This window comes from Streptomyces orinoci, from assembly GCF_003121295.1.
Classification (GTDB): Bacteria; Actinomycetota; Actinomycetes; order Streptomycetales; family Streptomycetaceae; genus Streptomyces; species Streptomyces orinoci.
In genome coordinates, this window is the sequence record NZ_PHNC01000031.1 from 81,125 (window position 1) to 104,782 (window position 23,658).

At 72.3% G+C, this 23,658-nt stretch carries 24 protein-coding genes and 1 tRNA gene; 7 read left to right on the forward strand and 18 right to left on the reverse strand.

Annotation, left to right across the window (positions count from 1 at the left end):
• Nucleotides 1–76: 76 nt before the first annotated feature.
• The 3 genes from CV755_RS22345 (at nt 77) to CV755_RS22355 (ending at nt 2,436) form a co-directional block, all read left to right on the forward strand.
• Nucleotides 77–1,750, forward strand: a complete 1,674-nt coding sequence (locus tag CV755_RS22345; protein WP_109282086.1) for a sensor histidine kinase — start codon at nt 77–79, stop codon at nt 1,748–1,750.
• Complete coding sequence (locus tag CV755_RS22350) at nt 1,722–2,330, forward strand: response regulator transcription factor (protein ID WP_109283450.1); 609 nt, start codon at nt 1,722–1,724, stop codon at nt 2,328–2,330. The genes CV755_RS22345 and CV755_RS22350 overlap by 29 nt, the downstream gene beginning before the upstream one ends.
• Before the next feature lie 33 nt (nt 2,331–2,363).
• Nucleotides 2,364–2,436: transfer RNA gene (locus CV755_RS22355), tRNA-Gly, on the forward strand.
• A 73-nt stretch (nt 2,437–2,509) separates the two neighbouring features.
• On the opposite strand, the gene CV755_RS22360 is transcribed toward CV755_RS22355, so the two are convergent.
• The 4 genes from CV755_RS22360 to purD form a co-directional block, all read right to left on the reverse strand.
• Complete coding sequence (locus CV755_RS22360; protein ID WP_109282087.1) at nt 2,510–3,409, reverse strand: phosphoribosylaminoimidazolesuccinocarboxamide synthase; 900 nt, start codon at nt 3,407–3,409, stop codon at nt 2,510–2,512.
• A 72-nt stretch (nt 3,410–3,481) separates the two neighbouring features.
• Nucleotides 3,482–4,906, reverse strand: a complete 1,425-nt coding sequence (locus CV755_RS22365) for a N,N-dimethylformamidase beta subunit family domain-containing protein (RefSeq protein WP_422070583.1) — start codon at nt 4,904–4,906, stop codon at nt 3,482–3,484.
• Complete coding sequence (locus CV755_RS22370; protein ID WP_109283451.1) at nt 4,903–6,543, reverse strand: hypothetical protein; 1,641 nt, start codon at nt 6,541–6,543, stop codon at nt 4,903–4,905. Before CV755_RS22370 ends, CV755_RS22365 begins: the two co-directional genes overlap by 4 nt.
• Nucleotides 6,544–6,814: 271 nt before the next feature.
• Nucleotides 6,815–8,086, reverse strand: a complete 1,272-nt coding sequence (gene purD / locus CV755_RS22375; RefSeq protein ID WP_109283452.1) for a phosphoribosylamine--glycine ligase — start codon at nt 8,084–8,086, stop codon at nt 6,815–6,817.
• A gap of 224 nt (nt 8,087–8,310) precedes the next feature.
• Between purD and CV755_RS22380 the strand changes: the two genes are divergently transcribed.
• Complete coding sequence (locus CV755_RS22380) at nt 8,311–9,039, forward strand: SLATT domain-containing protein (protein ID WP_193553458.1); 729 nt, start codon at nt 8,311–8,313, stop codon at nt 9,037–9,039.
• Nucleotides 9,040–9,156: 117 nt separating this feature from the next.
• On the opposite strand, the gene CV755_RS22385 is transcribed toward CV755_RS22380, so the two are convergent.
• The 3 genes from CV755_RS22385 to CV755_RS22395 form a co-directional block, all read right to left on the reverse strand.
• The gene (locus tag CV755_RS22385; RefSeq protein ID WP_109282090.1) at nt 9,157–9,807 is read right to left on the reverse strand and encodes a hypothetical protein; all 651 of its coding nucleotides are present in this window, start codon (nt 9,805–9,807) and stop codon (nt 9,157–9,159) included.
• 100 nt (nt 9,808–9,907) lie between these two features.
• The gene (locus CV755_RS22390; RefSeq protein WP_109282091.1) at nt 9,908–10,582 is read right to left on the reverse strand and encodes a GntR family transcriptional regulator; all 675 of its coding nucleotides are present in this window, start codon (nt 10,580–10,582) and stop codon (nt 9,908–9,910) included.
• A gap of 118 nt (nt 10,583–10,700) precedes the next feature.
• Nucleotides 10,701–12,053, reverse strand: a complete 1,353-nt coding sequence (locus tag CV755_RS22395; protein WP_109282092.1) for an aspartate aminotransferase family protein — start codon at nt 12,051–12,053, stop codon at nt 10,701–10,703.
• A 403-nt stretch (nt 12,054–12,456) separates the two neighbouring features.
• Between CV755_RS22395 and CV755_RS22400 the strand changes: the two genes are divergently transcribed.
• Together CV755_RS22400 and CV755_RS22405 are read left to right on the forward strand one after the other, a co-directional pair.
• Complete coding sequence (locus CV755_RS22400) at nt 12,457–12,660, forward strand: cold-shock protein (protein WP_109282093.1); 204 nt, start codon at nt 12,457–12,459, stop codon at nt 12,658–12,660.
• Nucleotides 12,661–12,795: 135 nt separating this feature from the next.
• Entirely contained in the window at nt 12,796–14,385 is a 1,590-nt protein-coding gene (locus CV755_RS22405; protein WP_109282094.1) for a serine/threonine-protein kinase, read from the forward strand.
• A gap of 16 nt (nt 14,386–14,401) precedes the next feature.
• Here the strand turns inward: CV755_RS22405 and CV755_RS22410 are convergent, their stop codons facing one another.
• The 7 genes from CV755_RS22410 to CV755_RS22435 form a co-directional block, all read right to left on the reverse strand.
• Nucleotides 14,402–14,986, reverse strand: coding sequence for a Uma2 family endonuclease (locus CV755_RS22410; RefSeq protein WP_109282095.1), 585 nt, complete (start codon nt 14,984–14,986; stop codon nt 14,402–14,404).
• A gap of 112 nt (nt 14,987–15,098) precedes the next feature.
• Nucleotides 15,099–15,338 carry a hypothetical protein gene (locus CV755_RS22415; protein ID WP_109282096.1) on the reverse strand — a complete coding sequence of 80 codons (240 nt, stop codon included), beginning with the start codon at nt 15,336–15,338 and terminating at the stop codon, nt 15,099–15,101.
• Between the two features lie 139 nt (nt 15,339–15,477).
• Nucleotides 15,478–15,762, reverse strand: coding sequence for a hypothetical protein (locus tag CV755_RS22420; RefSeq protein WP_109282097.1), 285 nt, complete (start codon nt 15,760–15,762; stop codon nt 15,478–15,480).
• Nucleotides 15,762–16,199 carry a hypothetical protein gene (locus CV755_RS34320; RefSeq protein WP_153068737.1) on the reverse strand — a complete coding sequence of 146 codons (438 nt, stop codon included), beginning with the start codon at nt 16,197–16,199 and terminating at the stop codon, nt 15,762–15,764. The genes CV755_RS22420 and CV755_RS34320 overlap by 1 nt, the downstream gene beginning before the upstream one ends.
• A 235-nt stretch (nt 16,200–16,434) precedes the next feature.
• Nucleotides 16,435–16,650, reverse strand: coding sequence for a DUF397 domain-containing protein (locus CV755_RS22425; protein ID WP_241561355.1), 216 nt, complete (start codon nt 16,648–16,650; stop codon nt 16,435–16,437).
• Nucleotides 16,640–17,491, reverse strand: a complete 852-nt coding sequence (locus CV755_RS22430) for a Scr1 family TA system antitoxin-like transcriptional regulator (RefSeq protein ID WP_109282099.1) — start codon at nt 17,489–17,491, stop codon at nt 16,640–16,642. Before CV755_RS22430 ends, CV755_RS22425 begins: the two co-directional genes overlap by 11 nt.
• A gap of 204 nt (nt 17,492–17,695) precedes the next feature.
• Complete coding sequence (locus tag CV755_RS22435) at nt 17,696–18,982, reverse strand: adenylosuccinate synthase (RefSeq protein ID WP_109282100.1); 1,287 nt, start codon at nt 18,980–18,982, stop codon at nt 17,696–17,698.
• A 176-nt stretch (nt 18,983–19,158) separates the two neighbouring features.
• Between CV755_RS22435 and CV755_RS34735 the strand changes: the two genes are divergently transcribed.
• Nucleotides 19,159–19,998 carry a diacylglycerol kinase gene (locus CV755_RS34735; protein ID WP_161968729.1) on the forward strand — a complete coding sequence of 280 codons (840 nt, stop codon included), beginning with the start codon at nt 19,159–19,161 and terminating at the stop codon, nt 19,996–19,998.
• A gap of 222 nt (nt 19,999–20,220) precedes the next feature.
• Here CV755_RS34735 and CV755_RS22450 read toward each other — a convergent pair whose 3' ends face one another.
• From CV755_RS22450 to CV755_RS22465, 4 genes are all read right to left on the reverse strand, one after another.
• Nucleotides 20,221–21,444 carry a cytochrome P450 gene (locus CV755_RS22450; RefSeq protein WP_109282101.1) on the reverse strand — a complete coding sequence of 408 codons (1,224 nt, stop codon included), beginning with the start codon at nt 21,442–21,444 and terminating at the stop codon, nt 20,221–20,223.
• Nucleotides 21,445–21,467: 23 nt separating this feature from the next.
• The gene (locus tag CV755_RS22455; protein WP_109282102.1) at nt 21,468–22,217 is read right to left on the reverse strand and encodes an alpha/beta hydrolase family protein; all 750 of its coding nucleotides are present in this window, start codon (nt 22,215–22,217) and stop codon (nt 21,468–21,470) included.
• Nucleotides 22,210–23,079, reverse strand: coding sequence for a tryptophan 2,3-dioxygenase (locus CV755_RS22460; RefSeq protein WP_109282103.1), 870 nt, complete (start codon nt 23,077–23,079; stop codon nt 22,210–22,212). The genes CV755_RS22455 and CV755_RS22460 overlap by 8 nt, the downstream gene beginning before the upstream one ends.
• 120 nt (nt 23,080–23,199) lie before the next feature.
• Complete coding sequence (locus tag CV755_RS22465; protein WP_109283453.1) at nt 23,200–23,613, reverse strand: DUF3151 domain-containing protein; 414 nt, start codon at nt 23,611–23,613, stop codon at nt 23,200–23,202.
• Between the last annotated feature and the right edge of the window lie 45 nt (nt 23,614–23,658).

Consider the following 23,658-nt stretch of genomic DNA (forward strand, 5'->3'; position numbering starts at 1 on the left):
AGGCCGTTGAGAGCGCACGGACGGCAACCGGCCCCGGCCGGGCCGCCGTTGCGGGCTCCTGACGAGGGGAACAGGGATGGGCGGCATACGCGGGCGGCTGGTGGGCTGGCGGGGACGCAGCCGGGCCGCCCAGGTGGACAGCTTCACCCGCTGGACGCTCTATCTGGTGCCCTTCCTCTTCCCCCTGGCCTCGCTGGGCTCGCTGGCGGAGAAGGGGGACGCGGACCTGGTGCCGCGCTGCCTGATGGTGGCCGTCTGCTTTCTGCAGTGCCTGTTCGGCACCGGACTGATCAAGCGTGGCCTTGCTCACTATCTGCGCGGGCGGCCCGCGCCCTGGCTGCGACTGGCCGTCTCCGGCGGGCTCTTCCTGCTCTCGCTCACCCTGCTGATGGTGCTGGCACGGCTCGACGGGCCGGTGCACGCCACCTCGCGGGCCTGGATGGTGCAGGGTTCGGCCTTTGTCTTCCTGGGCGCCTTCAGCCTGCTGGTGCGCATCCGCCGGTATCTGCTGTGCTGCGCGGCCGGGACCCTGGTGCTGGCGGCGGCCTGTGTGCCGGCTGGGCGTGACCTGACGTCCGGGGCCGCGATGGCGGCCGCGGTACTGGTGCTGATGCTCTTCCAGACGCTGTGGAGCATGTGTGTGCGCTCCTCGGCCTGGATCCTCTCGGTGCTGTGGGAGGCGGAGTCGGCGCGGGCGGTGCAGGCGAGGCTGGCGGTGGCCGAGGAACGGCTGCGGTTCGGGCGGGACATGCACGATGTGCTGGGGCGCAATCTGACCGTGATCGCGCTGAAGAGCGAGCTGGCGGGGCAGTTGGTGGGGCGGTTGGGGGCGGACGGTTCGCCGGGTGCGGACGGTTCACCGGCCTCGTCGGGTGCGTCTGCCGCGTCTGCCGCTCTTGAGCAGCTGGCGGAGGTGCAGCGGATCGCCCGGGAGTCGCAGCGGGATATGCGCGCGGTGGTGCGCGGCTACCGGGAGGTGGACCTGCGCACCGAACTGGTCGGCGCCCGGGGGGTGCTGGCCTCGGCGGGCATCGACTGCCGGGTGGAGGACTCGGTTCACGGGGAGCTGCCCGGCGCGGTGCAGTCGGTACTGGCCTGGGTGGTCCGCGAGGGCACCACCAATGTGCTGCGGCACTCCGATGCCCGGCGGTGCGCGGTGCGGCTGTCGGTGACGGACGGGGTGGCCGTCCTGGTCCTGGAGAACGACGGGGTGCGCGGGGACGGCACATCCGAGGGCGAGGGCTCGGGCCTGGCCGGTCTCCGGGACCGCCTCGCCGCACTGGGCGGCGCGCTGGCGGTGGAACGGCAGGGGCGGGTGTTCCGGCTGATGGCGGCGGTGGGGCCGTGTGTTCCGGGTGGTGGTCCGGGGGTTCCGGATGTTCCGGAGACGGCGGGACATTTCAGGCTTTCGGATTCTTCGGAACCTTTGGAGCTTCCTGGCGGAGGGGACGGGCCTTCCGGCGGGGGGTCCGGCTCGGGTTCCGGGCATACGGGGAGTGCGCCAGTGGCACCGGGCGCATCGGGTGTTCCGGGGGTTCCGGGCGAGCGGATCGGCCCGGAACGCCCTCGCGCGGCGGGCGCGCTCCTGGGAGCGTCCGTCTCCGATGGACCGTCGCCGGCACCGGACCTCGCGGGTGCGGGGTCCGGACGGGAACGCGGCCCGATGCCGGGTGAGGCCGTACGGAGGGCCGCCGGGGGCGGCCGGTCGAAGGGAGGTGCCGGTGGGGGTGCGGGTGTTGCTCGCGGATGACGAGCATCTGATCCGGGGGGCGCTGGCCGTGCTGCTGGGGCTGGAGGAGGATCTCGAGGTGGTCGCGGAGGCCGCCTCGGGGCCGGAGGCGATCGCCATGGCGCGGGCGTACCGCCCGGATGTGGCGGTGCTGGATCTTCAGATGCCGGGTGCGGACGGTGTGACAGTGGCCACATCGATACGGGCCGAACTCCCCTGCTGCCAGGTCATGATCGTGACCGGGCACGGCCGCCCGGGGCACCTCAAGCGGGCCCTGGAAGCGGGCGTCCGGGGCTTTGTGCCCAAGACCCTCTCCGCTCGGCGGCTGGCCGAGATCATCCGCACCGTGCACGGCGGAAGCCGTTATGTGGACCCGGAGTTGGCGGCCGACGCGATCTGCGCGGGCGACTCGCCGCTGACCGCTCGCGAGGCGGAACTGCTCGAACTGGCCGAGGACGGGGCGTCCATCGCGGAGATCGCGGAGCGGGTCTCGCTGACCCGGGGAACGGTGCGCAACTATCTCTCCTCGGCCACCGCCAAGCTGGGAGCCGAGAACCGTCATGCGGCAGCGCGCATCGCACGGTCCCAGGGTTGGCTATAGTGGAACCCGCACCGCCCGAGAGGGCAGCGAAATGCGGACGTAGCTCAGTTGGTAGAGCGCAACCTTGCCAAGGTTGAGGTCGCGAGTTCGAGCCTCGTCGTCCGCTCTGGAATCGAAGGCCCCGGTCGTTTACGACCGGGGCCTTCGGCGTTGCGGCGGCCGTTGGCCCGGCCGGGCGATCAGGCCCAGTGCAGGCCGGTGATGCGCTCATACGCCTCGATATAGCGGGCGCGCGTCTGCTCCACCACGGCGGGCGGCAGCTCCGGCGGCGGCAGCTGGCCATGGCGGTCCCAGCCGGACTCCGGGGAGCTCAGCCAGTCGCGGACGTACTGCTTGTCGAAGGAGGGCTGCGGACGGCCCGGCTGCCACTGGTCGGCGGGCCAGAAGCGGGACGAGTCCGGGGTGAGCACCTCGTCGGCCAGCACCAGGTCCTCGCCGTCGAAGCCGAACTCGAACTTGGTGTCGGCCAGGATGATGCCCCGCTCACGGGCGATCTCCCGGCCCCGGCTGTAGACGGCGAGGGTGGCCTGGCGCAGCCGGTGGGCCGTCTCGGCGCCGACCGCGCGGGCCACCTCCTCGTAGGAGACGTTCTCGTCATGCTCGCCGACCTCCGCCTTGGCGGCCGGGGTGAAGATCGGCGAGGGCAGCTCGGAGCCGTCGGTCAGGCCCTCGGGCAGGGCCAGGCCGCAGACGGTGCGGGTCTGCCGGTACTCCGCCAGGCCGGAGCCGGTCAGATAGCCGCGGGCCACGCACTCCACCGGGAGCATCTCGAGCGAGCGGCAGATCAGGGTGCGCCCGGCCCAGTCGGCGGGGGCGCCGGGCGGCAGCTCGGTGGTCAGCACATGGTGGCTCACCAGGTCGGCGAGGCGCTCGAACCACCACAGGGAGAGCTGGGTGAGGACCCGGCCCTTGTCGGGGATCTCGGTGGGCAGCACCCAGTCATAGGCGGACATCCGGTCGCTGGCGACCATCACCAGCTCCCCGCTCTCGGTGCGGTAGAGGTCGCGGACCTTTCCGGTGTGCAGATGCACAAGGCCCGGCACCTCCACGGGTTCGGGCTTCTCGACGAATCCGGACACGCGTCCTCCTGGTGGTTTGTCCAAACGCACTGGAATTCTGCCGTATGGCGGCGGGTGCCCTGCCAGGCGGGGTCACACCCGTTTGCAGATGTGGTCCAGAAGGTTGGCGGTGGCCCGCTGGATCCTGGGGTCGGCATGGCCGGGGCGGTCCAGGGCCCGGGTCCAGCCATGGGTGCCGGCGGCGAAGACCAGGGCGCCACCGGGGGCCCGGTAGAGGGAGGTTTCCTGGTGGCGGCGGGTGCCCTTGGCGTCCCGGTACGGGGAGTGGGCGAGCAGGACGCGCTCGGTGTGCGGGGGCAGCGCGGTGCGCGGGTGGTAGCGGTCGGCCTCGCCGGTCACCAGGCCGGGCAGTTCCTCGCCTTCGGCGGTGCCGGTGCCTTCCCACAGCCAGTGGCCGGAGTTGCGGACCACCAGCGGGGCCGGTGCGGGCACCCGGCCCGCCGACTGGATGCCCAGCAGCTGCTGCTCGGGCAGGCCCGCGTCGCGCCACAGCGGGCGCCGGCCGCGGCGGACCAGCAGCCGGTCCGGACCGGCCGGGGAGGGGGCCAGCTCCGCCCGGCGGTTGAGGGTGCCGGCGGACAGGAAGACCAGCGAGGTGCCCACATCACGGGCCTGCTCCACGGCTTGTCGCATGGGAGCCGTCCAGTAGGTGTGGCACCCCGGGAAGACCAGGCCCCGGTAGCGGCCCGGGTCGATCCGGCCGGAGTGCAGGTCGTGGCCGTGGGCGTAGGCCAGGTCGTAGCCCAGGCGCTCGGCCCAGCGGATGAAGTCGTGCACCGCGGCCAGGCCGGCCGGGCGGCCGTCGCCCGCGTAGGGGCGGTCCAGGGAGAGGGTGGCGGGCGGCTCATGGCCCGGGCCCCCCGCCTCCGGGTAGGCGTTGGCGGCCTGCCAGCTGAGGTCCGGCAGCACCAGCAGGAGGTCGCCGGGCCCGCCGTCGCGGACGGTGAAGGGGACGTAGCCGCGCTGCCCGTCGGCGGCTCTGAGCTCGGCGAGATAGGCGCCCGGCCGCCAGTCCCGCGGGATGCGCAGCCGCCAGGAGAGCCACCAGTGATGGCAGGCGGCGGTACGGCCCGCCACCAGCGGCTCCGGCTGCGCCAGCCCCGGCAGCCGGGGGCTGACGGCCACCTCGGCGGTGGGGTGCCCCGGGTAGTGGCCGACCCGGTGGATATGCACGGTGAAGGGCTGCGGCGGCTCGGTGGTGACCCGCAGGTCGAGGCACTCCCCGGGGGCGACGGCGGCCTCCCCGGCAAAGCCGGCGATCCGGGCGGGGCCCGGCGCGCGGTCCGCGTCGGCCCCTTCCCGGCACTTGGGGATCGCGCCGGATGGCGGGGGGGCCACCGGGCCGGGCGGGGAGGGGTTCGGCTTGATCCGGCTCCGGTCGGGGGCCGGGGCCGGGGGTGGCCCGGCGGAGAGGAGGGACGCTGCCGGGGTTGGCCCGGCGGGCGAGGGGGCCGCTGGCGGGGCTGGGGCGGGCCGGGGAGAGGGAGGGACGGTCACGCCAGCCGGACCGGTTTTTCCGGGCGGACGCCCACCTCGCCCAGCCAGGCGCGCAGGGGCTCGCCATCGCCGTCGTCGATCAGGCTGTGGACGGAGCGCAGCAGATCCGCGCGGCGGGCGCCGCCGATGAGGAGGGCGGGGCCGTCCAGCCAGTCCAGGCCGGGGGTGGCGCCGGCGGTGTCCACGGCGGCGCAGCAGACCATGGCGGTGACATGGTCGGTGAGCAGCTCCCGGCCGCTGCGCGGCGGCTGGAGGGGGAAGAGCGGGGCCAGGCCGTCCATCCGGAGGGCACCGGCCCCGGTGCGGCCCGCGGCCAGCCGGCTCGCCTCCCGGGCCACCTCGGCGCTCAGTCTGGCCTCCAGTTCTTCTCCTATGCCGCCGGCCGCGGGGCCGGTGAGCCGGTCCAGGACCCGGGCCACGGTGGGGGCCACCGGGGTGGTGCAGGCGGCGGAGGCGGCGTCCGGGGCGGCGCCGGTGGCGGCGATGTCGTCCAGGACGCGGTGCAGCCGGGCGGCCTCCAGCCGCCAGGTGCGGTCCACGACCTCCTCCGGGTACTGGCTCCAGCTGACCGGGGCCCAGCCGGGGCCCGGCTCGGCCGGGCCGCCGTGGAAGAGCCGGGCGGCCAGCAGGGAGGCGGCCTCGTCGATCAGGCCGGGCTCCTCCAGCAGGTCACAGGCGGGGCGCTCGCCCAGCCGGGAGGTGAAGCCCTCGGCGAGGCGGTCCCGGCGGGAGAGCTCGGTGAGCGCGGAGACCACGCCCGCGTCCAGCCGGGAGGGCCAGCGGCCCATCCGCCAGGCGGGCAGGGCGACCCGGTTGAGCAGCCGGTCCCAGCCGGCGTAGGCGAGGCCGACCTGTTCCTGGGCGACGATCCGCAGGCCGTAGTCCACCGCCTGGGCCCGCTCGGAGGCGGCGGTGGCCACCCCGCGTTCCATCTCGGCGGCGTGCTCCCGGCAGGAGCGCAGCAGCAGCCGGGCGACCCAGCCCACGAACGCCAGGTGGGGCCTGCTCGCCGCGACGGCCACGGCGGCGTCCAGGCCCCGGACGAAGCGGCGGGCGGCGGCTATGTCGGGGTGGGCGGCCGGGCCGGTGCCGGCCACCACGGGGGCCAGCAGGGCGCGTAGCTCGGCGACCCGCATCCACCACAGGAAGGGCGAGCCGATCACCAGCACGGGGGCGGTGGCCGCCCGCCGCCGGCGGCCGGTCCGGCGGCCGTGCGCGGGGTGGGTACGGTCCTCCAGCCAGCTGTCGCAGTCGGGGGTGAGGGCTATGGCGGAGGGGGCCGGCACCTCCAGCCGGTCGGCGAGGTCGCGTACCAGGCGGTAGAGGTCGGGGGCGGTCTCCTCGGGGATCGCCACGGTGGGGCTGAGGGCCGGTCTGGCCCTGGCCACCACCACGGCCACCACCGCGGCCAGCGCCAGGGCGGCCAGCGCGGCGGCGCTCACCGCCGGGCGGATGGCATCGCCCACGCTGCCGTCCGGGATCCGGCCGGTGAGAGTGCCGACCAGCAGCACCACGGCGACGGCGGCCGGCAGCAGGGCGACGGCCACCGCGGTGCCGCGTACCCGCAGCACGGCCAGGGCGCGGGTACGGGCGGTGTGCGTACCCCCGCCGTTTTCAGCGCTTTCGGTGGCTGCCATGTGATCGATCACCCCCTCGCCTTCCGTGGCGTCGTGCGGTCTGCCGTCGTGGTCCATCCACCACTGTGGCACCGGGTTCGGACATCGCAATGCCGGTGGGCCAGTGGACGGACGGCTTGCGCCGCACGGTAGTTGGGGGTGGGGGCTACGTCAGCCGGTTGGCGGGGTGGTCACTCGATGGGATGGCTTTGGGGAAAGGTGGGTGCGTTTGCCGGGGCGTCGTGGGTGGGCATGCGCCTGCGGCGCGTATTCCGCCCACCCATCCGCCCGGCTACCCGGCGCGATCAGCCTTGGCCCGGCCTTCCGCCGCCTTCGCCGCGATGTCCGTGCGGTGGTGGGAGCCGGCCAGCCGGATGCGGGAGACCGCCCGGTATGCCCGTTCCCGCGCCACGGCCAGGTCCTCGCCGGTGGCGGTCACCGAGAGCACCCGGCCGCCCGCGCCGACCACCGCGCCGGAGTCGTCCCGGGCGGTGCCCGCGTGCAGGACGTACGCTCCCTCGGCCTGGTTCGCCTCCGTCAGGCCCTCGATCACATCGCCGGTGCGCGGGGTGCCGGGGTAGTTGTGCGCGGCCACCACCACGGTGACGGCCGCCTCCTCGCTCCAGCGCAGCGGCGGCAGGGCGGCCAGCGAGCCGGTCGCGGCGGCCAGCAGCAGCCCGGACAGCGGGGTCTTCAGCCGGGCCAGCACCACCTGGGTCTCCGGGTCGCCGAAGCGCGCATTGAACTCGATCACCCGCACCCCGCGCGAGGTGATCGCCAGCCCCGCGTAGAGCAGCCCGGCGAAGGGGGTGCCGCGCCGGCGCAGTTCGTCCACGGTGGGCTGCAGAACGCTCTGCAGCACCTCCTCCACCAGCTTGGGGTCGGCCCAGGGCAGCGGGGAGTAGGCGCCCATGCCGCCGGTGTTGGGGCCCTGGTCGCCGTCCAGCGCCCGCTTGAAGTCCTGGGCGGGCTGCAGCGGCAGCACGGTCTCGCCGTCGGTGACCGCGAACAGGGAGACCTCGGGGCCGTCCAGATACTCCTCGATCACCACCCGGTCACAGGCCAGCGCGTGCTCCCGGGCCGCCGCCAGATCCTCGGTGACCACCACGCCCTTGCCGGCCGCCAGGCCGTCGTCCTTGACCACATAGGGGGCGCCGAAGGCGTCCAGCGCCTCGTCGATCTCCTCCGGGGTGGTGCAGACATAGCTGCGGGCGGTGGGCACATTGGCGGAGGCCATCACGGACTTGGCGAAGGCCTTGGAGCCCTCCAGCTCGGCCGCCCGCGCGGAGGGGCCGAAGACCGGGATGCCGCGTTCGCGCACCGCGTCGGCCACCCCCGCCACCAGCGGGGCCTCCGGGCCGACCACCACCAGGCCGGCGTCCAGCGCGACGGCGAGATCGGCGACGGCCGCGCCGTCCAGGGGGTTCACCTGGTGCAGTTCGGCGACTTCCGCGATGCCGGCGTTGCCGGGCGCGCAGTGCAGGGCGGTGACGTCGGGGTCGAGGGACAGGGAGCGGCACAGGGCGTGTTCGCGGGCGCCGCCGCCGATGACGAGGACCTTCACGGGGCTCACCCTATTGCCTCTCCGGTTGATCAACTCCCGCCCGGGCCACCGGCTCCGATACGGTCGGTGACCACTCTTTCGAGTGGCCCGAAGTGCGCTCATATCCGAATCCGCTGCACTTACGGGCGGCAAAGGCCGGATCCGGCCCCAAACCCAGCCGTTCGGCGGTAGGAATGAGGCCGGTGTCACGGGTAGTACGCAGCGGCGACAGAGGGAGTGCAGGGGTGAGCCAGCCTGAGATGCAGCCCGAAGGGCTCCCCACGGAGCAAGGCGGGAGGCACCGTGGCGACCTGCGCGGCAGGACCTTCCCGCTCGGCGACTGGGGGGAACCCGCTCAGCGTCTTGACGAGCTGTACCGATGGGTGGAGGACGGCGCGATCTATCTGGCCGACTGGTACTTGGCCGACCGCGCCTGGAAACGGCGCTGGGCACGCGGACTCCGGGTGAGCGCGGCGGTCTTCGCGGTGGTGGGTGCGGCGCTGCCGCTGCTGGAGCTGACCCGGGCGGTGCACACCGGGTCCTGGGCGTTCCTGGCGCTGCTGGGCGCGGTGGCCTGTGTGGCCTGTGACCGCTATTTCGGGCTGACCACCGGCTGGATGCGCGCGGTGGCCACCTCCCAGGCGGTGCAACGGCGCCTGGAGGCGCTGCAGTTCGACTGGGCGTCGGAGTGTGTACGGGAGGTGCTGGGCCCTACGGAGGGTACGGCCAGCGAGGCGGCGGAGCGCTGTCTGTCCGTACTGCGCCGGTTCTCCGAGGACGTCTCGGAGCTGGTACGGGCCGAAACGGCGGACTGGATGGTGGAGTTCCGGGCCGGGCCCGCGCCGCTGCTGACCCAGTCCCTGGTGTCCTGGGGGCCAAGGGGCGAGAACGGGGGGCCCGTTGGGCGGTTTCCGCTGCCGCCGGGGTCGCGGCCGAACATGCCCCGGCAGCGGCCGCCGGAGTCGCCTCGGTAGGGCGCCCCGCCAGGGGCGCGGGGCTCCGATGACCATGCGGCTCCGCCACGTGGGCGCGACCAGCCACAACCAACCCGCACCCGAAAACGCGCCAACCGCGCCCCCTTCGCCATGCGTTCAGCTGAACACAATCATCGACCCCTGAGCCAAGCTGCGCGTAGCCGCCGCATGCAAGCCCAGCCAGACATGCCGTTCCCGGGCGAAGGGCCCGTCCTCGTCCGGGCCAGGCGCCGCCCGCTCCTCCAGCGTGGTGGGACGGTCCGGCGCGGCCGGCGGCGCGGGCGGGTTGTCCGGGTCGATGCCCAACACCGGGGCCACCTGGTGCAGTTCACGCAGCAGACCATGGCTGGATCCCAACGGCCCGCCGCCGTCCAGCAGTTCCTCGTTGGACAGCGGATGGGCGAAGTCCACCGGAACGTACGCACCGGCATGGTCGAAGTGCCAGACCAGATGGGACTGCTGCGCCGTGGGCTCGAACATCTCCAGCAACTGCTCGTAGTCCCCGCCCAGTTCGTCCACCGGGGTCACCGACAGCCCGCACAGGTTGAGCAGATGGGCGCGGCGCAGGAAGTGCAGGGCGTCATAGTCGAAGGCGGCCACCGGGGCCACGCCCCCGGACAGGCCGGGCACATAGCCGAAGACCGGAACCGGCGGCAGCCCCGCGTCGCCCAGCGCCTTGTCATAGGCCGCGATCTCCTCGGCGAAGGGATTGTCGGGGCTGTGGCAGAGCACATCGACAAGGGGGACCAGCCACAGGTCACAGGCCACGTGAGCTCACTCTCGTTCTCGCCGATGGGACATTCTCGCCAATGGGGTCAATAGTGAGATGGTCGGGCCAGCGTAGTGCCGTCCGGGGGGTGAGCGTGGTTCAGGAACCGGCCAGTGACTCGATCAGGGCCAGTGCGTGGTCGTTGTAGTCCAGGGTGAGCCGCATCACCTCGGCCGAGTCCCGCCGGGCCAGGGCCTGGACCATCTCGGGGTGGCCGCGCCACAGCCGTCCGCGCAGGTCCGGCACCCGGCGCAGCAGCGGCACCATAAAGACCCAGCTCTGCACCCGCACCCTGGCCAGGAAGCCGGCCACATAGGGGTTGCCCACCAGCGCCGCGAACTCGCCCCAGAACCGCAGGTCGTAGCCGATGAGGACGTCCAGTTCCCCGGCCGAGGCGGCGCGGGCCGCCTCGTCCGCGCGGCGGCGTACCGAGGCCAGCACCTCGGGGCCGGCGCCATTGACGGCCCGTTCGATGGCATGCCGGAACATGCCCTCGAACATCATCCGGCGGGCCTCCATCATGGCCAGGAAGTCGGTGTACGAGAACTCGCGTACCCGGTAGCCCTTGTGCAGCTCCACATCGAGCAGGCCCTGGGAGCACAGGTCGAGCAGCGCCTCACGGACCGGGGTGGCGGAGACGCCATAGCTCTCGGCGATCTCCTTGACGGTGAACTGGCGGCCCGCCGGAAGCCGTCCGGCGATCACCTCCTCGCGCAGGGCGTCCGCGATCTGCGAGCGCAGGGTGGTGCGCTTGACAGCGTCGCTGCCGGGCATGGTGCCTGGCCCCCTCTTGCCGAGTCGTCGATCCCCTGACCGTCCGCGGGCATGCGAACGGCCCCCGCAACAAGATAGGCGAGGGCGGTCGCTCGTGTGTACGGTCGGGTGGCCGGGGTCAGCCGGTGGTGTGGGCGTCGGCCACCGTGAGGGCCTCGTCCAGAATCGCCAGGCCGGCGCGGGCCTCGTCCTCGGTGAGGGTGCAGGGCGGCACCACATGGAGGCGGTTCATATTGACGAAGGGCCATAGTCCGCCCTTGCGGCAGGCGGCGGCGAAGGCGGCCATCGGGGCGTTGTCCTCACCTGCGGCGTTGTACGGGACCAGGGGCTCGCGGGTGGTGCGGTCCTTGACCAGTTCCAGGGCCCAGAAGACGCCCAGGCCGCGTACCTCGCCCACCGAGGGGTGGCGCTCGGCGAGCTCCCGCAGGCCGGGGCCGAGGAGGTGCTCGCCCAGGTGGGCGGCGTGTTCCACGATGCCCTCCTCGGCCATGGCGTTGATGGTGGCCACCGCTGAGGCACAGGCCAGCGGATGGCCGGAATATGTCAGACCGCCGGGGTAGGGGCGCTTGTCGAAGGTGGCGGCGATCTCCGCGGAGATGGCCACTCCGCCCAGCGGCACATAGCCGGAGTTGACGCCCTTGGCGAAGGTGAGCAGGTCGGGGGTGACCCGCCAGTGGTCGGCGGCGAACCAGGCGCCGGTGCGGCCGAACCCGGACATCACCTCGTCCAGGATGAAGACAATCCCGTACCGGTCGCAGATCTCCCGCACGCCCGCCAGATAACCGGCCGGCGGCACCAGGACGCCCGCGGTGCCCACCACGGTCTCCAGGATGATCGCGGCCACCGTCTGCGGCCCCTCGAAGGCGACCACCTCCTCCAGGTGCGCCAGCGCCCGCTCGCACTCCTGCTCCTGGCCGGTGGCGTGGAAGTGGGAGCGGTAGAGGAACGGGCCCCAGAAGTGCACCACCCCGGCCGAGGCGGTGTCGGAGGGCCAGCGCCGGGGGTCACCGGTGAGGTTGATGGCGGCGGCGGTGGCGCCGTGGTACGAGCGGTAGGCGCTGAGCACCTTGGGGCGGCCGGTGTGCAGCCGGGCCATCCGCACCGCGTTCTCCACCGCCTCGGCCCCGCCATTGGTGAAGAAGATCTTGTCCAGGTCACCGGGGGTGCGCTCGGCGACCAGCCGGGCGGCCTCGGCCCGTACGTCCACCGCGAAGCCGGGGGCGATGGTGCACAGCCGGCCGGCCTGCTCCTGGATGGCGGCGACCACCTTGGGGTGCTGGTGGCCGATGTTGGTGTTGACCAGCTGGGAGGAGAAGTCCAGATAGCGGTTGCCGTCGTGGTCCCAGAAGTACGAGCCCTCGGCGCCGGCCACCGCCAGCGGGTCGATCAGGCCCTGGGCGGACCAGGAGTGGAAGACATGCCTGCGGTCGGCGGCCTTCACCGCGGCGCCGGTGGCGGGGAGCGTGCTCACGGTCGGTCCTCGGGGGGTCGGGGATTCGGGGGACTCTGCGGGGCTCGGGGGCCGGGGATGCAGGGGGACGCAGCGGAACTCGGCGGGACCCGGGCGTTCGAGGGTTCGGGGGCGGCGGCGGCAGGCACAGCCTAGGGATCAGCGCGACCGCCCGGTACCGGCACAGTGTCGGGGAGCCCGGCAGACCGCCGACAGAGTGCCGGGGCACGCCACCGGCAACTCATCCGGGACAAATACCGATTCACCGGTATTTCACGTGCTACGGTCGTCCGCGGTTCGCAGTTATGGAACCCCAAGTCCTCTGCGCCTGACGGTCCGAGACCTCGGGCGCTCTTCTCTTTCAAGCACTTTCCGATCTTTCCCAAACGGCACTCACCATCCCCCCACCATCGAGGAGTTCGCCTTGGCTACTGGCACCGTGAAGTGGTTCAACTCGGAGAAGGGCTTCGGCTTCATCCAGCAGGACGGCGGCGGCGCCGACGTCTTCGCCCACTACTCCAACATCGCCACCCATGGCTTCCGGGAACTGACCGAGGGCCAGAAGGTGACCTTTGACATCACCCAGGGTCACAAGGGCCCGCAGGCGGAGAACATCGTCCCGTCCTGACCGCCCGTCGGCACCGGCTCGGCAGGGGCCGGGGCTCCGCGTTTCGCACGCGGGGCTCCGGCCCCTTCGGCGTCCGGCTATTCTCCGCATCGACGAACACGGGGGCACGGGGGTGTTGAAGGAGTGCGGACGTCCATGGAAGCGTTGTCGCCCGATGATCCGCGGACGCTGGGCGGATACCGACTGCTCGGCCGGCTCGGCGCGGGCGGCATGGGCCGGGTGTACCTGGCCCGCTCGGACCGGGGCCGCACGGTGGCGGTCAAGCTGGTCCGGCCGGAGCTGGCCGGGCAGGAGGAGTTCCGCCGCCGCTTCCGCCAGGAGGTCAGCGCCGCCCGGCAGGTGGGCGGCGAGTGGACGGCGCCGGTGCTGGACGCCGACACCGAGGCGGAGATCCCCTGGGTGGCCACCGGCTATATAGCCGGGCCCTCGCTGACCCAGGTGGTGGAGGAGTACGGGCCGCTGCCCGAGCGCAGCGTACGGATCCTGGCCGCCGCCCTGGCGCGGGCCCTGGAGTCCGTGCACGCCGCCGGGCTGGTGCACCGGGACCTCAAGCCCTCCAACGTGCTGATCACCCTGGACGGGCCCAGGGTGATCGACTTCGGTATCGCCCGCGCCCTGGACGCGGTGACCGGCAGCGGACTGACCCGCACCGGGGCGCCGGTCGGCTCCCCCGGCTTTATGTCCCCCGAGCAGGTACGGGGCCGGCCGGTGACCCCGGCCAGCGACATCTTCTGCCTGGGCTCGGTGCTGGCCTTCGCCGCCACCGGGCTGTCCCCCTTCGGCACCGCCGACAGCGGGGTGCACGCCCTGATGTTCCGGATCGCCGAGGAGGAGCCGGACCTGGACCGGGTCCCGGAGAGCCTGCGCCCGCTGGTCGCCTCCATGCTGGCCAAGGACCCGGACCGGCGGCCCACCCCCGGGCAGTTGCTGGAGCGCCCCGGGTCGCGGGAGGCGCTGGACGGGCTGCGCGGCGGCGACCCCTGGCTGCCCGGCGCGCTGGTGGCCCAGCTGGGGCGGCACGCCGCCCAGCTGCTGGAGCTGGAGGAGCCCGGCGCACCGGTGCCGCCCTCCGAGGCGCCCACCCAGGTCGGCCACCCCGCCCAGCCGCCCACCATGACCGCCGCCCCGCCCGTGGCGCCGGTCTGGCACCCGCCGACCGTGGTCCACCAGCCGCCGCCCGCCCAAGAGCGCCCCCGGCGGTCGTATCTGCTGGTGGCGATTGCCGTGCTCGGGGTGCTGGCCGGGGCCGGAACGGTCTATCTGCTCCGGCACCATGGCACCACCCAGGCCGCGCCGAGCCCCTCGCCCACCGTTTCCGCCACCGTCTCCCCCACCCATGGCACCACGCCGACGCAGAGCGCCACCCCCGTCACCGGCACCGCCCAGGACTTCCTGGGGGTCTGGCAGTCCGGCTTCGACACCCATGGCGGTCACAGCAGCCGCACCATCACCATTGGGCAGGACACCGCCCGCATCCAGGGCAGCGGCTTCCTGGACGACGGCACCGCCTACACCTGCGCCTGGAGCGCCACCGTCAACGGCGGGGGCACCGGCGGCACCCCGCTGCACCTGGGCCCCTCCAGCGTGGTCCAGGCCAGCCCCGCCTCCGCCTGCCAGCCCGGCTCCCCCTCCGACCTGGTGCTGCTGCCGGACGGCCGGATGCGGCGCGACTTCACGGACACCGGGACCAAGGACGCGTCGCTGGTGTACCGGCGGGCGGGGTGAGGGCACGCGGCGCGTATCAGCTCACGTAGTTCTTGAGGATCTCCGTGTCGAGGGTGATGCCCACGGGGCCGGGGAGGGCGACCCGGTCACCGAAGGGGGCGCGGTGGAGATCCCGGTAGCACCCGCGCTTGGCGTCCGGGTTGTTGAAGACGACGACCTCGCAGGAATCGCGGTCGATCAGCAGATAGACCGGGATGCCCGCAGCGGCATAGGCATCCGGCTTCTCGATCCGGTCGCGGTCATTGGTGTCCCCGTCGAACGACGTGACCTCCACAACCATCAGCACTCCCGCCGGCTCCGCCCATTCACCCTGCCCCGCGAAGTGCGCGACCGGCGCGAGAGAGGCGTCCGGACGAGCGCGGCCCTTACGGTATCCCTCGACTTTCAGACCTTGCGTCGGGTTGAGGTCGAGTTCGGGACGGGCCTGCATGCACTGCCTGAGCAGCCACATGATGATCGCGCCATGATCACCGTCCGCCACGCGTTTCTCCCCGATCCGTCCATTGATGAACTCCAACATGACGGTCTCGGGCGCGGCGGAGGCGATCTGCTCGAACTCCTCGACCAGCATGTGCGACGCGCGTTCGGCCATGACCGTCATGGTGCACTCCCCTCCAGTCGAAGGCCAGCTTTGCCGACTGCCGACGGCGGCCGGTCTCCTTTGCCGGCCGGTCATCCGGGTGGGTGACACGCCTCTGCCAGGACGGGCCGTCTTATGGGCCGGGAGGGGCGCACGATCCCCTGGTACGTCGGATGTCCCCCTCGCGGGGTGCGCACCCAAGCTTGTTCAACCCGGCCTCGGCGCGGTACAGCTCCAGAGCCTCGGTGATCAGCGCCTTGGCCTCCGCGAAGTCCTGCCCCCAGCTGGTTGTGCCGGTGACCGGCTCCAAAGCGTTGTAACCGCCCTCGTCGGGTGTGTACAGAATGCGGAAGGCGCCGCGCTGATCAGGCATGCGGGGGGCCTCCGGGGGGGATTGACGGCACCAAGTGCCCGTCTGCCGGACGCTGTTGGGCGAGGAACGGCCCGGTCCCGCGGTGAGCGCGGAACCGGGCGAGGGGGCAGTTCCGCCGGGGCGTGGAGGGACGAACCAGCTACGGCCAGTGCACGCCCCTGCTGCCGCGCACGTCCCTGCGGCAATCCGGAGTGTGGGCGGGCGGTGTCGTCACGGGCATACCGTCGAGGGCCCGGCAGAGCTGCGCATGGAGGTGTTCCGCCTCGGCGGGCGAGAGCCGGAGCGAGAGATCGGCGTCGAATCTGCCGTCGCGTTCCAGCCAGAGGGGGATGGTGAGGTTGCCGTCCTCGTCCCGGTGTACGGGCTTGCAGGGCACTCGGCTGATGCGGAGCCCGTAGGGGGTGTGGGGCTGCGGGGTTCCCATCAGGCCGCCACCGCCTGGCGAATTGGCGTGGCCGCCGGAGCCGGGGTACCGATGCGGTGACCGTGGATCACCCATGGGCCGACATCGATGCCGTCGAGGGCGAGCGCGAGGGCGGTGCGGCGCTCGCGTTGTTCGTGTGTGACGTAGTAAGGGCGGATGAGGGGCGCGGTGCGGTGCCAAGTGGGGGCGGCATGCGGTGAGTTGAGGTACGGCTGCCGCCCGGCGGGGAGGCGGGGCGGGGTGAGGGCCCGGACGAGGAGGCGGAGGCCGGAGGCGGTTTGGGGTGGTTGCGGCGCCTGAGGGCGATGTCCGGTGGCGGGACGACCGCCGACTGGCGAGAGCGGACGGCCGAGGCGGCGGGCGCCGGTAGCAGGGAAGAGCAGGGCGAGGAGGGGGCTGAATGTTCGTTGCAGGGCTCGAACGGTACGGTTGGGCACGCTGACGCTCCTATGCGGCGTTGGCCGGCCCCGGGGCGCGCACACGCCGCCGGGGCGCTTTGCATGTGAACGCCGGACAACCCTCGGTGCACGGCGTCGAGTTGAGACCGTAGCCGCATCGCGCCTAGCTCATCAACATTTATGCGTCACGAACAGTGAACCGGCATATGCCAGTTAGCGACATGAGCATGCTCCGCCGACAGCAAGGGCTCGAAAAGCTCCGAACAGGGAGGGTTCAGTAGGGCAGCGCGACACTTCCGGCCGCCTTGAGGCTTGCGAGGAGGCCACCAACGCCTCGGACGGGAGCAGCGATCACAAAGTCCGGCTCGTCACTTTCCCGCAGGAGCACGGCACCGCTGCTCGCAGCCAGCTCAAGACAGTTGTCGCCCTGTTCAGAGAACGACGACTTTTGCCAATCCATTTCCACCCTCATCCCGCTTTCATAGCTCATGCATCACCTCACGGATAAAGTCCCGTGAACGGTCCGGTTCGAGCGACCGTGCTTCGGTTCGCTTCAACACCTCACGGTAGTTCTCAAGGTGAGTCTCCGCATGCAGGAATGTCGATCCCGTGGGAACGTCCAGCTGCACGGTGTCCAGCTGTTGCACCGGCCCGCATACATAGAGAGCGGAGCTGCCCGCGCTGGGAAACCCGCCGGCCGAGAAGGGAACGACGCGGACCCTGACGTTCTCCCGCTCCGATTGCTCAAGCAGGTAGTCCAGTTGGCATCTGGTCACCTTCAAGCTGCCGAACCTCATGCGCAGAGCCGCTTCGTGGACGAGAAACAAACAGTCCGGCGGGTTCGGCCGGTCCAGGACGGCACGTCGCCGCATGCGAAACGCAACCTTGTGTTCAAAGTCCTCCGGCGCCAGCGTCGGCACCGCCTCCCGGAATACGGCACGCACATATTCCTCGTGCTGCAGAAGGCCCGGCAGATGAGTGATCTGTACGTTCCGCAGCGCGACCGCATGATGCTCAAGCTCCGCGAGATCCAGCGCGGTCGCCGTCATCGTTTCACGGTGCTCGTCCCACCAGCGCGGTCCGCGCTCCCGTGCCATCTCGGCGAGCGCCTCGATGTATCTGCGGTCGGCGCACTGGTAGTTGGCGGCCCAGACCCGGACACGGTCGGCGCTCACGCCGAAGCGAGCGGACTCCGTGTTGCTGAGCGTGGTCTTGTTCACCCGGTGCAGGGCGGCCGCCTCGGTCAACGACAGGCCGATGCGCTCACGCATCTTGCGCAGCTCCACCCCCAGGCGCCGCTGCCGCTCGGTTATCGGGCGTCTGATCGGCATGGGCTTCTCGGTCTCCTTGCTTCACAGTGTTGACCGCACTCTGGCACAAGAAGCGAGCAGCCGCCGCCGTGCGAAGCGCTACCCCGCGTCGGCGGCGCAGGCGCACCGGATACAACCGTGGCCGACGGGTCAACCCGACCCGTCGGCCACGCGCGTTCGGTCACCCGGTCACGTCACGTCACCGGAAACCGATCAGAACCGTACTCAGGACAGAAACGAGTTGATCTCGATCGTCTCGTCCCGGCCCGGGCCCACGCCGATCGCGGAGATCGGCGCGCCCGACATCTCCTCCAGCGCCTTGACGTACGCCTGCGCGTTCTTGGGCAGTTCGGCGAAGGACTTCGCCTTGGAGATGTCCTCGCTCCAGCCCGGCAGCATCTCGTACACCGGCTTCGCGTGGTGGAAGTCGGTCTGGCTGTACGGGAGTTCCTCCACCCGCTTGCCGTCGATCTCATAGGCCACGCAGACCGGGATCTGCTCCCAGCCGGTGAGCACATCCAGCTTGGTGAGGAAGAAGTCGGTCAGACCGTTGACCCGGGTCGCATAGCGGGCGATCACCGCGTCGAACCAGCCGCAGCGGCGGTCCCGGCCGGTGGTGACACCGCGCTCGCCGCCGATGACGCGCAGCTTCTCGCCGTCCTCGTCGAACAGCTCGGTGGGGAACGGACCGGCGCCCACGCGGGTGGTGTACGCCTTGAGGATGCCGATCACCCGGTTGATCTTGGTCGGGCCCACGCCCGCGCCGGTGCAGGCACCGCCCGCGGTCGGGTTGGAGGAGGTGACGAACGGGTACGTGCCGTGGTCCACATCCAGCAGGGTGCCCTGGCCGCCCTCGAAGAGGACGACCTTGCCCTCGTCGATGGCGTTGTTGAGGATCAGCGTGGTGTCCGCGACAAAGGGCTTGATCTGCTCGGCGTAGCCCAGCAGCTCCTCCACGATCCGCTGCGGCTCAATGGCGCGGCGGTTGTACAGCTTGGCCAGCACCTGGTTCTTGAAGTCCAGGGCCGCCTCCACCTTCTGGGTGAGGATGGACTCGTCGTAGAGGTCCTGGACCCGGATGCCCACCCGGTTGATCTTGTCCGCGTAGGTCGGACCGATGCCCCGGCCGGTGGTGCCGATCTTGCGCTTGCCCAGGAAGCGCTCGGTCACCTTGTCGATGGTGGTGTGGTACGAGGTGATCAGGTGGGCGTTACCGCTGATCAGCAGCTTGGACGTGTCTACGCCACGCTCGTTCAGCCCGCTCAGCTCGGAGAGCAGGACCGCCGGGTCGACGACCACGCCATTGCCGATCACCGGGGTGCATCCCGGCGAAAGGATTCCGGAGGGGAGGAGGTGCAGCGCGTACTTCTGGTCGCCGACGACCACCGTGTGGCCGGCGTTGTTGCCACCTTGGTAGCGCACTACATAGTCAACGGAACCACCGAGCAGGTCGGTGGCCTTTCCCTTGCCCTCGTCACCCCACTGAGCACCGAGCAGCACAAGTGCGGGCACAGGCGTACACCCCTTCCGGGCGGGGCATGTCCAACGTGCACAGGGTGGTGTCAGCGCTTGGTTTTGGGTGCGCACCACCGCCAGAGCCGTCGAACCGGTGCCCCGGATAGACGAAGCCCCTGGCGCAACAGCGACAGGGGCTCTTGCACCGAGAGGTTACCTGAGGAAGGACGAACGTGTCGGCTGCAGACCCGACCGGACGGCAGCTGCTCGTCGTCATCGACCCGGTCGCCCGGCGCATGGACGGCGAATCCGTACGGATCGCCAGGGACGTGCTGTGCGGTGGGGCGGCGGCGAAGATCTGCCTCCCCAACGGTCCGCAGGAGACCGTCCGGGCGGTGGCCCGGCGCGGCCGGCGGCGGATCGTGATGATCGGCGACGACCGGGCATTACTGCGCGTGGTCGGCTGGCTGCACCGGCAGCGGGAGCTGGACGGGACGCCGCTGGCCTGGGTGCCGGTGGGGCCACCGGAGGCGGTCTCGGTGGCCCGGGCCCTGGGCGTCCCGCTGGGCGCGGTGGCCGCGGCCCGGGCGGTGCTGGAGGGTACGGAACGGCGGCTGGGGCTGCTGGCCGATGACGGGGACGGGGTGGTGCTGGGCGGGCTGTGGGTGCCGGCCGGTTCCTCCGCGCCGTACGGGCCCGCCCTCCCGGCCCCGGCCCGGCCCTGGTGGCGGCCCACGGCGCGGGGTGCGCTGGCCCTGCTGTCCCGCCCCACGGTCCGGTACCGGGCCCGGACGGGCTCTGCGGAGCTGCGGGTGGTGGCGGACGGGGTGCTGCTGGCGGAGCCGGGGCAGGCGGTGGGGCGGGTGGCGGTGTCCGCGGTGGAGGGGCTGGCGGAGGTGGAGGTCCATCCGCTGGGGGTGGAGGATCCGCTACGGTGCCGGGCTCGTTCGGTGACCGTTTCCGGTCCCGGTTTCCGCTACCGCGCGGACAATCACGCCCGGGGGCCGGTGCGGGTTCGCACGTGGACGGCTGTCCCGGAGGGGTGGCGCCTCGTCCTGCCGGGTGCGCCCTAGTTTGCTCCCCGGAGGTTTGCCGGGTGCGCCCCTTTAGGGGCGCGGGGAACTGCCCGACCAGCCGGCGGCGGGCCGCACGTGAAGTCAGCCGGAATGAGGGTGGCGCCGTTTCGGTTACGGGTTCGCTTTCGGCTGCGGGCCGTCGTCGGCCGTTCGCGCAGTTCCCCGCGCCCCTGATGGGGCGCCCGGCGATTCCCCGCGCCCCTGGAGGGGGCACCCTGGTCAGAGTTCGATGAGCAATTCGCGGGGGCCGCGTATGACAAAGCCCCGTTTCCAGGAGGGCTCGGCAATCAGCCGGAGCCCCGGCGCGCGGCGGAGCAATTCGCCGAAGGACGCGGCGAGTTCGAGGCGGGCCAGCGGTGCGCCCAAGCAGTAGTGGATGCCCGCACCAAGGCTGAGGTGAGGGTTGTCGGGGCGGGTGACATCCAGCCGCTCCGGCGCCCGGAACACCGCCGGATCCCGGTTCGCGGAACCGAAGAGCAGGGCGAGCTCCGCGCCGCGCGGGATCACCGTCCCGTCGATCTCGATATCGTCCAGCACCCAGCGCTCGAAGAGCTGAAGCGGGGTGTCGTAGCGCATCAGCTCCTCGATGGCGCCCGGCAGCAGGCCGTGGTCGGCGCGCAGCGCAGCCAGCTGGTCCGGGTGCCGGAACAGCGCCCACCACCCGTTCCCGGTGGTGTTGACCGTCGCCTCGTGCCCGGCGTTGAGCAGCAGCACACAGGTGGCCACCACCTCGTGCTCCGACAGCCGCTCCCCCTGGTCACAGGCCGCGATCAGCCCGCTGATCAGGTCGTCCGCCGGGCGGGACCGCCGCTCGGCGATCAGCTGCGACAGATAGGCGGAGAACTCCTCCGACGCCCGTACCGCCCGCCGCGCGGTCTCCTCGTCCGGGTTGAGCTCGTACATTCCGCAGATGGCCGCGGACCAGGGCCGCAGCAGCCCCCGGTCGGCGGCGGGCACGCCCAGCAGTTCGGCGATCACGGCCACCGGCAGCGGTTCGGCCAGCTCGCTCATCAGGTCGCCGCCGCCGTCCGCCAGCAGCCCGTCCACCAGTTCCCGGGCCAGCCGGGCGACGGCCGGGGCCAGGCCGGCCACCGTACGCGGGGTGAACGCCTGGGAGATCAGGCGCCGTATGCGGGTGTGGTCGGCGCCCTCCAGATCCAGCAGGCCGCTGTCATTGAGCCGGGTGAAGGGCTCGTACTCGGGCGGCGGTGGGGTGCGCCCGAACTCCTCGTGGCCGAAGCGGTGCCGATAGGTGCGGCCCAGCCGCCGGTCGCGCAGCAGCGCGCCGACATCCGCGTGGTGCGGCACCAGCCACTGCCGGGTGGGTTCGAACCAGTGCACCCGCCCGGCCTCGCGGAGCCGGGCGTAGCCGGGGTACGGGTCCGCGGCGAACTCCGCGGACCAGGGGTCGAAAGCGGCCTGAGCCGCCGTATGCGCAGCCATGGGCGGAGGCTAGTGCCCGCCGCTCACCGGCGGGAGTGGCCGAGGACCGCGACCAGCGCCCCGAACGCCCCCGCCCCCGGCGTGATCAGCGCATAGTGGCCGACACCGCTCAGCACCCGCAGCGGCGCCCCCGCCGCCCCCGCGAACCGCCGGGACAGCGTGACCGGCACCTCCGTGTCCCGCGCACCGTGCAGCAGCCGGGCGGGCGCCCGCAAGGGCAGCCACGCCATGGGATCGGCGGACGCGCAAGCCGCACCCCCCAGGAACTCCCGCACCGCGCCCCCGCTCAGCCCCAGTTCGTCCGCCAGGGCCAGATCGGCCACCGGGGCCAGCGCCACCACCGGCGCCACCCCGGCCGCGGCGAGCAGCAGTGCCAGGTGGCCGCCCGCCGAGTGCCCCACCACCAGCCCGGCGGCAGCGCCATCGCCGCCGACCGCCCGCCGGACGTCCAGGAAGCTCTCGGGCCAGCCGCCTCCGCCGCCCACCCGCCGGTACTCCACCAGCGCCACCTCGAAGCCGAGTTCCGCCAACGCCCTTGCGCAGGGCGCCAGATGACGGCGGTCATAGGCCTCGCGCCAGAAGCCGCCGTGCAGCAGGGCCACCCGTGCCCCGGCGTTCCGGCCCCGGCGGCCCGGCAGATAGCGGTCCACCACCTGGCTGGGATGCGGACCGTAGGCCACCGTCTCGTCCGGCGGGGCGTAGGGCAGCGCCAGCAGCGCGCCGGCCTCCGCCGCGGGGTCCCCGGGGCTCCCGGAGTCCGCGGGGTCAGACATGGCTGCGGGCCGTCCACAGTTCGGGGAAGACGCTCTTGGTGGCCCGCTTCTCCAGCCAGGCCACCCCCGAGGAACCGCCGGTGCCCGGCTTGGCGCCCATCGCCCGCCGGGTGGCCACCAGATGGTTGTTGCGCCAGCGCCAGATCAGTTCGCCGATCTCGGTCAGCGTCTCGCCCAGCCGCAGCGCCTCCGCGTCCCCCGCGCCGTCCTCCGCCCCCTCGGCCGCGTAGACGCGCAGCCAGACGGCCTCCACACCTGGGTCGGCGGTGTACCGCTCGGCCATGTCCCGTCCGAGCACCGCCTCCGGCACCGGGTGGCCGCGCCGGGCCAGCCAGCGCAGCACCTCGTCGTAGAGGCCGGGCTCGTGCAGCGCCTTCTCCAGCTCGGCGTGGACCGCGGGGGCGTGGCGGTAGGGCACCAGCATGGCCGGTGACTTCTCGCCGAGCAGGAACTCCAGGCGCCGGTACATCGCCGACTGGAAGCCGGAGGCGTCACCGAGTGCGGAGCGGTAGCGGTTGAACTGGGCGGGCGTCAGATGGGCCAGCGGTTTCCAGGAGTCGTTGAGCGACTGGAGCTCGTACACCGAGCGGCCCAGGGCGGCCAGCGCGGCCGGCAGATCGTCACCGCGCAGGGCGCGGGCGGCGGTTTCCCACTCATGCACCAGCAGGGTGAACCACAGCTCCATGACCTGGGTGGTGACCAGGAAGGACATCTCTCCGGGGTCGTCGGAGAGCGGTTGCTGGAGGTGGCTGAGCACCGAGGCTCGTACGTACTGCTCGTACGGGGTGGTGCCGGTGAACTCCAGGTTGGGGGTGTCACCTGTCGATGCGGACGGTGATGCGGACGGTGGTGTGGGCGTCATCTCGCCTGCCTCCCCTGGGAGTTGGTCCCGGGATCGCCGGGTCTCGCCGCGATCATCGTGCGGGGAGGGGCCCCCGGCAAGGGTTTGACACCCCTGCCGTGGGCACCATGTGAGGTCCGCTCAGCCCAGGGTGCCGGCGGCGGTGGGGGAGCTGTCCTTGAGGAAGGCCGAGCAGCGCTCGTACTCCTCCTGCTCACCGATCGCCTGGGCGGCCCGGGCGAGGGCGTGCAGGGCGCGCAGGAAACCGCGGTTGGGCTCGTGCTCGAAGGGGATGGGGCCGTGGCCCTTCCAGCCGTTGCGGCGCAGGGCGTCCAGGCCGCGGTGGTAGCCGGTACGGGCGTAGGCGTACGACTCCACGGTGCGGCCCGCCTCGAAGGCGTCGTCGGCGAGCTGGGCCCAGGCCAGCGAGGACGCCGGGTAGTTGGCGGCCACCTCGGCGGGGGCGGCACCGGAGGCCAGCGCCTCGCGGGGCTCGGGGTCGTCGGGCAGGTAGGTGGGGGGCGGTCCCCCGAGCAGGTTCTCGTGAATGGACATGGGCTCCATCGTATTTCCGGAGCGCCGGGATGGGCCGGTCCGCGA

Bases quoted from the DNA above. Each gene is read 5' to 3' on its own strand.
- CV755_RS22465 (WP_109283453.1), bottom strand. From the start codon at position 23,613: ATGTCCATTCACGAGAACCTGCTCGGGGGACCGCCCCCCACCTACCTG.
- CV755_RS22345 (WP_109282086.1), top strand. From the start codon at position 77: ATGGGCGGCATACGCGGGCGGCTGGTGGGCTGGCGGGGACGCAGCCGG.
- CV755_RS22420 (WP_109282097.1), bottom strand. From the start codon at position 15,762: ATGGGAACCCCGCAGCCCCACACCCCCTACGGGCTCCGCATCAGCCGA.
- CV755_RS22430 (WP_109282099.1), bottom strand. From the start codon at position 17,491: ATGCCGATCAGACGCCCGATAACCGAGCGGCAGCGGCGCCTGGGGGTG.
- CV755_RS22410 (WP_109282095.1), bottom strand. From the start codon at position 14,986: ATGACGGTCATGGCCGAACGCGCGTCGCACATGCTGGTCGAGGAGTTC.
- CV755_RS22425 (WP_241561355.1), bottom strand. From the start codon at position 16,650: ATGAGCTATGAAAGCGGGATGAGGGTGGAAATGGATTGGCAAAAGTCG.
- CV755_RS22460 (WP_109282103.1), bottom strand. From the start codon at position 23,079: ATGACGCCCACACCACCGTCCGCATCACCGTCCGCATCGACAGGTGAC.
- CV755_RS22405 (WP_109282094.1), top strand. From the start codon at position 12,796: ATGGAAGCGTTGTCGCCCGATGATCCGCGGACGCTGGGCGGATACCGA.
- CV755_RS22450 (WP_109282101.1), bottom strand. From the start codon at position 21,444: ATGGCTGCGCATACGGCGGCTCAGGCCGCTTTCGACCCCTGGTCCGCG.
- CV755_RS22370 (WP_109283451.1), bottom strand. From the start codon at position 6,543: ATGGCAGCCACCGAAAGCGCTGAAAACGGCGGGGGTACGCACACCGCC.
- CV755_RS22455 (WP_109282102.1), bottom strand. From the start codon at position 22,217: ATGTCTGACCCCGCGGACTCCGGGAGCCCCGGGGACCCCGCGGCGGAG.
- CV755_RS22390 (WP_109282091.1), bottom strand. From the start codon at position 10,582: ATGCCCGGCAGCGACGCTGTCAAGCGCACCACCCTGCGCTCGCAGATC.
- CV755_RS22415 (WP_109282096.1), bottom strand. From the start codon at position 15,338: ATGCCTGATCAGCGCGGCGCCTTCCGCATTCTGTACACACCCGACGAG.